A 7,510-nucleotide genomic window follows, 5' to 3' on the forward strand; every position below is an offset into this window, starting at 1 on the left:
CATCGACCGATTCAGCATCGACCGATTCAGCATCGACCGATTCTCCGTCGACCGATTCGGCATCGACCGAATCGTCCGCGGCCGCGATGTCGTCGACCGACTCGTTCTCGGAGAGACCCGACTCGGCATCGACATCGAGAGGCGAATCCGCACCGGCACCGGCACCGGCACCGGCATCGGCATCCACATCCGAGGACGCCACGGGCGCCCCGAAGAGGATCTCGTCGAACGACGGAGACGCTTCCGCGCTGGAGCTGTCGGAGGCGTCGGAATCCTCGGCCGGCTCTTCGTCGACGTGCGTATCGGCCGCCTCGGAGACGACATCCGCGGCGTCCTCGGCGTCGTTCGCGTCGGAGGCGGCGGCGGCGTAGCCGAGTTCCGCGGCCGCATACTCGACATCATCGGCGGCGGCAGCGGCATCCGCGTCGGCATCGGCCTGCACATCGGCGGCTTCGGATGCGGCGGCTGCAGCGGCGGCATCCGCCCGAGCATCCTCTGCGTGCGGCTGAGCGTCGGCGTCGGCTTCGACATCCTCAGCACCCGCGGTACCGGCGCCGTCACTCGCACCCGTCGCGTCGCCGGCTCCATCCGCGTCGGCGGAGGAGAGCGGAACAGCGGCGACAGCGGCGAGATCCGACGAGTCGGTCGATGCGTCCGCCTCGTCCATGGCGATCGGCGCGGATGCCGCGGCGACCGCACGCGGCTCGAACCGGCCGCCGCGCACGAGGTCGATGAAGACGTCTTCGAGCGTGGGGCCGCGCTGCACGAGAGTGCTGAGCGCGATGCCTGCCGAGGCGGCGATGGCGCCGACCGTGCCGGCGTTGCTGCCGCGCACGGTGAGCCCGGAGCGCAGTACCTCGACCTCGAGGCCGGCGGTCGACAGGGCCGTGGTGAGGGCTGCGCGATCCGCGGCATCGACGATCACGGCGCCGCCGGAGGGGTCGGCGAGCTTTTCGATGCCGCTCGAGAGAACGAGGTGCCCCTTCGACAGCACGAGCACATGGTCTGCGACCTGCTCGACCTCGCTGAGTACATGCGAGGAGACGAGAACCGTGCGGCCCTCGTCGGCGAGACGGCGCATCAGGAGCCGCATCCAGCGGATTCCCTCGGGGTCGAGTCCGTTGGCCGGCTCATCGAAGACGAGGGCGCCGGGGTCGCCGAGCAGGGCGTGGGCGACGCTCAGGCGCTGCCGCATGCCGAGCGAGAAGCTGCCGATGCGGCCTTCGCTCTCGTGCTCGAGCCCGACCAGCGAGAGCACCTCGTCGACGCGCGACAGAGGGATGCCGTTCGCCTTCGCCGCGATCGTCAGCTGGCGCGCGGCCGAGCGACGCGGGCGGTAGACGGTCTCTTCGAGCACCGAACCGATCGTGCGAAGCGGGTGGCGGAGCTCGGGGTAGGCGACGCCGCCGATCGTGGCGGTGCCGCTGGTGGCCCGCACCTGACCGAGCAGGATGCGCAGCGTGGTGGTCTTGCCGGCCCCGTTCGGGCCGAGGAAAGCGGTCACGACACCGGGCTCGACTCGTGCGGAGAAGTCGGACACCGCCGTCACGTCGTTGAAGCGCTTCGTGACGCGCGTGAACTCGAGCACCTGTCCGTCGGGCATCTGCGACCTCTCGTTGCAGTGGGCAGTTCTGTCTATCCTGCCGGAAAAGCCGCCGGATCGTGCATTTACCGTACGAACGCCCCCAGATGCAAGGGTCGGCGCACGGGGTAGCCTGGCACCCGTGACCGATCTCATCGCCGCATCCAAGGTCCTCGTACGCACCGAAGGAGCCCTCGGCAGACTCACGTTGAATCGACCTGAGGCGATCAACGCCCTCGATGTCGACATGATCGAGGAGCTGACCCGCGCGCTCGACGCCTGGCGTGAAGACACCGATGTGCAGATAGTGCTCATCGACGGAGAAGGCGAGCGCGGCATGTGCGCCGGCGGCGACGTGCGGAGTCTGCACGCGCAGATCGTGGCAGGACGCGCTGACGAGACCACGGAGTTCTTCCGCGCCGAGTACGCGCTGAACGCGATGATCGCCGAGTACCCGAAGCCGCTGGTGGCGCTGGCCGACGGCATCACGATGGGCGGGGGCATCGGCCTGGCGGGGCACGCTGCCATCCGCATCGTCACCGAGCGGTCGAAGCTCGCGATGCCCGAGACGCGCATCGGCTTCACGCCGGATGTCGGGGGAACCTGGTTGCTGGGCCGGACCCCGGGCAGGTTCGGCGAGTACTTCGGTCTGACGGGGTCGACCATGAACGGGGCGGATGCGGTGCTTCTGGGCTTCGCGGATCACTTCGTGCCCTCCGACCGCCTCGATGCTCTGCGCGAGGCTCTCGCCTACCGCGCCGATCCCACGGGGCCTGCCGAGATCGTGCTGCTGTTCGACGAGACGCCGGAGCCGTCGACGCTGCCTGCCTCTCGCGGCTGGATCGACCACGCCTTCTCGGCCGACACGGTCGCCGAGATCGTGTCGCGTCTGCGTGCGGCCGACGAGGCGGATGCCGCCGCGACCGCCGACCTGCTCGAGGGCCTGGCGCCGACGGGGCTGGCCGTGACGCTCGACGCCGTGAGAGAGGCGCGGGACATGCCGAATCTGCGCGCGGCGCTGGAGGGGGAGTACCGCAGGGTGATGTGGTTCGTGACGCAGCATCCCGATCTCGTCGAGGGCATCCGGGCCCAGCTCATCGACAAGGACCGCACCCCGAAGTGGAACCCGGCGACCATCGCCGACCTCGCCCCCGACGCCGGTGCCGAGGCGCGGGATTTCGTGCCCGCACGCCCCCTCTTCTGAGGCATATCGGTATATCCGCGGTTCTTCGCCGCGGTGCATAAACCGCTGGCCGCGCCCGAAATGGTTCGCTGTCAGCGAAGGTCCGCCTGCAGGGGGATACGAATGTCGGCGGTTCGTGGCACTCTTGCTTGTGCGCGATCGTCGGCCTGCGTCCGCCCGTCGGGAGATCTGCGACTTCAACCTTCCTAGAAAGTGCGCCTGTGCTGGGAAAAATTCTCGTCCGCTATCTCACTCGATATAAGTGGTTGCTTCTGGCCGTGCTGGTGTTCCAGTTCGCCAGCGCGATCGCGACCCTCTACCTGCCCCGCCTGAACGAAGACATCATCAACAAGGGCGTCGCGCAGTCCGACACCGACTACATCTGGCGCACCGGCCTGCTCATGCTCGCGGTGTCGCTCGGCCAGATCATCGCCTCCGTCATCGCGACCTACTTCGCCGCACGCGCCTCGATGGGTGCGGGCCGCCACATCCGTGCCGATGTCTTCGGCAAGGTCAGCGGCTTCTACGAGCGCGAGGTCTCGCAGTTCGGCGCAGGCTCGCTCATCACCCGCAACACGAACGACGTGCAGCAGGTGCAGATGCTGGCCATGATGGGCGCGACCATGCTCGTCACCGCTCCGCTGCTCGCGATCGGCGGCATCATCTTCGCGGTGCAGACGAACATCGGCCTCAGCTGGCTGATCGCCGTCTCGGTGCCGTTGCTGCTGATCGTCGCCGGCATCGTCGTGAGCCGCATGGTGCCGCTGTTCCGCAGCTATCAGGGCAAGCTCGACACCGTCAACCGCGTCATGCGCGAGCAGCTGACCGGCGTGCGCGTGGTGCGTGCGTTCGTGCGCGAGCGCATCGAAGAGGAGCGCTTCCGCGAGGCGAACACCGACATCATGGTGGTCGGCCGCAAGGTCGGCTCGCTGTTCGTGCTGCTGTTCCCCCTGTTCATGCTCATCCTCAACGTCACGATCGTGGCGGTCGTCTGGTTCGGCGGCATCGAGGTCAACAGCGGCACGGTGCAGGTCGGCACGATCTTCGCGTTCATGCAGTACATCGGCCAGATCATGGGCGGCGTCATCATGGCCAGCTTCATGGCGATCATGATCCCTCGCGCGGCGGTCTCGGCCGAGCGCATCGGCGAGGTCCTCGACACGACGTCGAGCATGGAGCGTCCGGCCAACGGCGTCACCGAGTTCCCGTCTCCCGGATCGGTCGCATTCGACGACGTCGAGTTCACCTATCCCGGGGCCGACTCTCCGGTGCTCACGGGCATCAGCTTCGCGGCCGACCCCGGAGAGACGGTCGCGATCGTCGGTTCCACCGGCGCGGGAAAGACCACACTCGTCTCGCTGCTTCCGCGCCTGTTCGACGCCACAGGTGGCGCCGTGTCCGTCGGTGGCACCGATGTGCGCGAGGCCGATGTGGAATCGCTGTGGGCGACCATCGGTCTGGTCCCTCAGCGTCCCTTCCTCTTCACCGGCACCGTGGCCTCGAACCTCCGCTACGGACGCGAAGAGGCCACCGACGAAGAGCTCTGGCATGCGCTCGAGATCGCGCAGGGTCGTGATTTCGTCGAAGAGATGCCGCAGGGACTCGAATCGCGCATCACGCAGGGCGGTACGAACGTGTCGGGCGGTCAGCGTCAGCGTCTCGCGATCGCCCGCGCGATCGTCCGGCAGCCGCAGATCCTCGTCTTCGACGATTCGTTCTCCGCTCTCGACCGCACCACCGATGCCCACCTGAGACAGGCTCTGTGGCGCGAGTTGCCGCACGTCACGAAGATCGTGGTCGCTCAGCGCGTGTCCTCGATCACGGATGCGGATCGCATCGTCCTGCTCGAGGGCGGCACCATGGTCGGCGTCGGCACACATGAGGAACTGCTCGAGACGAGCAAGACCTACAGAGAGATCGTCGAATCGCAGTTGGGGGTGGACGCATGAGCGAGCAGAACACGCCCCGGACCCGCCGTGGTCGCGCGGCCGCCGAGACCGCCGTCGCGCAGACGACCGAGCCGGAAATGACCGAGGAAGAGAAGTACGAGGCCGAGCTCGCCGAGAAGGCGCGCCAGAACGGAGGCGGCTGGGACAGCGTCGCACCGGGCAAGGCCGACAACTTCGGCAAGAGCTTCAGCCGGATGATCGGTCTGCTCAAGCCGTCGGCCGTGTGGTTCATCCTCGTGTCGATCGCGGGCGCCGTCGGTGTCGTGCTCACGGTCGCCGCGCCGAAGGTGCTCGGCGAGGCGACGAACCTCATCTACAAGGGTTTCCTCTCCGTGCAGCTCGGCTTGCCGAGCGAGAACTTTCCCGGCTTCCCGGCAGGAACCTCGCAGGACGAGGTCGTCGCCGCTCTCCGCCAAGGCGGTCAGGACGACTACGCGAACCAGGTCGAGGCCCTCGGCAGCTTCCAGGTCGGCGACGGGGTGGACTTCGAGGCGCTGCGGTGGGTCATCATCGCCGTGCTCGCGATCTACATCGTCGCGGCCTTCCTCAGCTGGATCCAGGGCTACGTCATCAACGTCATCATGGTGCGCACCATGTGGCGCCTGCGCGAGTCGGTCGAGGCGAAGATCAACCGCCTGCCGCTGTCGTACTTCGACAAGGTGCAGCGCGGTGACCTGATCTCGCGCGTGACCAACGACATCGACAACATCACCCAGACCATGCAGCAGTCGCTGTCGGGTGCGATCACCGCCGTGCTCACGGTCGTGGGCGTGCTGGTGCTGATGTTCTCGATCTCCTGGCAGCTCGCCCTCGTCGCCCTCGTCGCGCTGCCTCTCATGGGCGTGATCTTCGGCGTCATCGGTCCGCGGTCGCAGAAGGCCTTCGGAACGCAGTGGCGCAAGGTGGGGCGTCTGAACGCCCGCGTCGAAGAGGCATTCTCGGGTCACGCGCTGGTCAAGGTGTTCGGCCGCGAGCAGGACGCCCTCGACAAGTTCAAGGACGAGAACGAGGAGCTGTTCCAGGCGAGCTTCAAGGCGCAGTTCCTCTCCGGCATCATCATGCCGGCGATGACCTTCGTCGGCAGCCTCACCTATGTGGGCATCGCGGTGCTCGGCGGTCTCATGGTGGCCAGCGGACAGCTGCGTCTCGGTGACGTGCAGGCGTTCATCCAGTACTCGCAGCAGTTCACTCAGCCCCTGTCGGAGCTGGGCGGAATGGCCGCGGTCGTGCAGTCGGGCACCGCATCGGCCGAGCGGGTCTTCGAGCTGCTCGACACCGAGGAGCAGGAGGCCGATGCCTCTGACGCCCCGAAGCTGAACGGCGGTCAGGGTGTCGTCGAGTTCGAGAACGTCGCGTTCTCGTACACGCCCGATCGCCCTCTCATCACCGACCTCTCGTTCCAGGTCGAACCCGGGCAGACGGTCGCGATCGTGGGCCCGACGGGCGCAGGCAAGACGACGCTCGTCAACCTGATCATGCGGTTCTACGAGCTGAACGGCGGGCGCATCCTGCTCGACGGTCAGGACATCTCGAAGATCACGCGCGACGAGCTGCGCTCCCGCACGGGCATGGTGCTGCAGGATCCGTGGCTGTTCGCCGGAAGCATCCGCGAGAACATCCGGTACGGCCGCTCCACGGCGACCGACGACGAGATCCTCGACGCTGCCAAGGCGACGTACGTCGACCGCTTCGTGCATTCGCTGCCCGAGGGGTACGACACCGTGCTCGACGAGGATGCGTCGAACGTCTCGGCGGGCGAGCGTCAGCTGATCACGATCGCACGGGCGTTCGTCGCGCAGCCGTCTATCCTCATCCTCGATGAGGCGACGTCTGCGGTCGACACCCGCACGGAGGTGCTGCTGCAGCACGCGATGGCGGCGCTGCGCCAAGGGCGCACCTCGTTCGTGATCGCGCACCGTCTGTCGACGATCCGCGACGCCGACCTCATCCTCGTGATGGAGCACGGAGACATCGTCGAGAAGGGGACGCACGACGAACTGATCGCCGCGCAGGGCGCCTACTGGCGCCTCTACCAGTCGCAGTTCGAGCAGGCCGCGACCGACATCGACGCCGACGAGGCCCTGACAGGATCGACTCCCGTGGTCGTCAGCGGCGACGCAGACGACGAGGCAGCCGCGGCGCAGGTGGGCGCATCGGTGGGGCCTCAGGTTCCCACGGCCGAGGCGGCAGCCGCGCAGGCGATCGTCGAACGGCCGGATGCCGGAGGCCCGCGGGCCTGACCGCAGGCCCAGCCAGCCCCTGCCTGACACACAGACGCCCCGCCCCGTTCATCGGGGCGGGGCGTGCGTCATGTGCACGGGTGCCGGGCCGTGCCGTGCCGTGGGGCGCTCAGGGCTGGGGTTCGACGACACCGAAGAGCTCGAGCGGATGCGTCATGCGCCACCAGGGGCTGGGAGGATCGACGTCATCGGCCAGCGAGATCGACGTCGTGACGGTGTTGAGCGGTCCGGCACTCGTCAGCGTGCCGATCGAGTCGCCCTCCTCGCGGCTCTCGCCGAGAGAGAAGGCCGTCGACGTCTGCGCGATGGCGCCGTTCCACAGCACGACATCGGCATCGGCATCGGCCACCACGTCCGTGGTGGTGCCCCAGAGGGTCGACACAGTGCCGACGACAGTGCCCTTCGCGACCGCGGGCGCCTGCGCGGCCAAGGCTGTCTCGACCTGGGTGAACAGCGACCGGGTCTGAGTGAGGCGCTGCGCGTCATCGGCCTGTCCGAGCACCGCCGCATACAGGCGCACGGTGGTGTCGTCGACGGTGATGTCCTTCGCGGCCAG

Annotated in this window: 4 protein-coding genes and 1 pseudogene; 3 read left to right on the forward strand and 2 right to left on the reverse strand. The window is 67.8% G+C overall.

Annotated features, from left to right (window positions below):
- Positions 1-1,603, reverse strand: a 1,603-nt coding sequence (locus tag J7E68_RS10960; RefSeq protein WP_215172536.1) for an ATP-binding cassette domain-containing protein, incomplete at its 3' end; no start/stop codon positions are given.
- Between the two features lie 121 nt (positions 1,604-1,724).
- On the opposite strand from J7E68_RS10960, the gene J7E68_RS10965 reads away from it, so the two are divergent.
- The 3 genes from J7E68_RS10965 to J7E68_RS10975 all read left to right on the forward strand — a co-directional run bounded on the left by J7E68_RS10965 (position 1,725) and on the right by J7E68_RS10975 (position 6,954).
- On the forward strand, positions 1,725-2,786 hold the full coding sequence (locus J7E68_RS10965; protein WP_215172538.1) for an enoyl-CoA hydratase/isomerase family protein: 1,062 nt from the start codon (positions 1,725-1,727) through the stop codon (positions 2,784-2,786).
- A gap of 200 nt (positions 2,787-2,986) precedes the next feature.
- Positions 2,987-4,714: an ABC transporter ATP-binding protein gene (locus J7E68_RS10970; RefSeq protein ID WP_215172540.1), complete on the forward strand. Its 1,728-nt coding sequence runs from the start codon at positions 2,987-2,989 to the stop codon at positions 4,712-4,714.
- Positions 4,711-6,954, forward strand: coding sequence for an ABC transporter ATP-binding protein (locus tag J7E68_RS10975; RefSeq protein ID WP_215172542.1), 2,244 nt, complete (start codon positions 4,711-4,713; stop codon positions 6,952-6,954). Before J7E68_RS10970 ends, J7E68_RS10975 begins: the two co-directional genes overlap by 4 nt.
- Before the next feature lie 109 nt (positions 6,955-7,063).
- On the opposite strand, the pseudogene J7E68_RS10980 reads toward J7E68_RS10975, so the two are convergent.
- A pseudogene (locus J7E68_RS10980) lies at positions 7,064-7,510 on the reverse strand (D-alanyl-D-alanine carboxypeptidase); the annotation flags it as partial.

This window comes from Microbacterium sp. ISL-103, from assembly GCF_018613995.1.
Classification (GTDB): Bacteria; Actinomycetota; Actinomycetes; order Actinomycetales; family Microbacteriaceae; genus Microbacterium.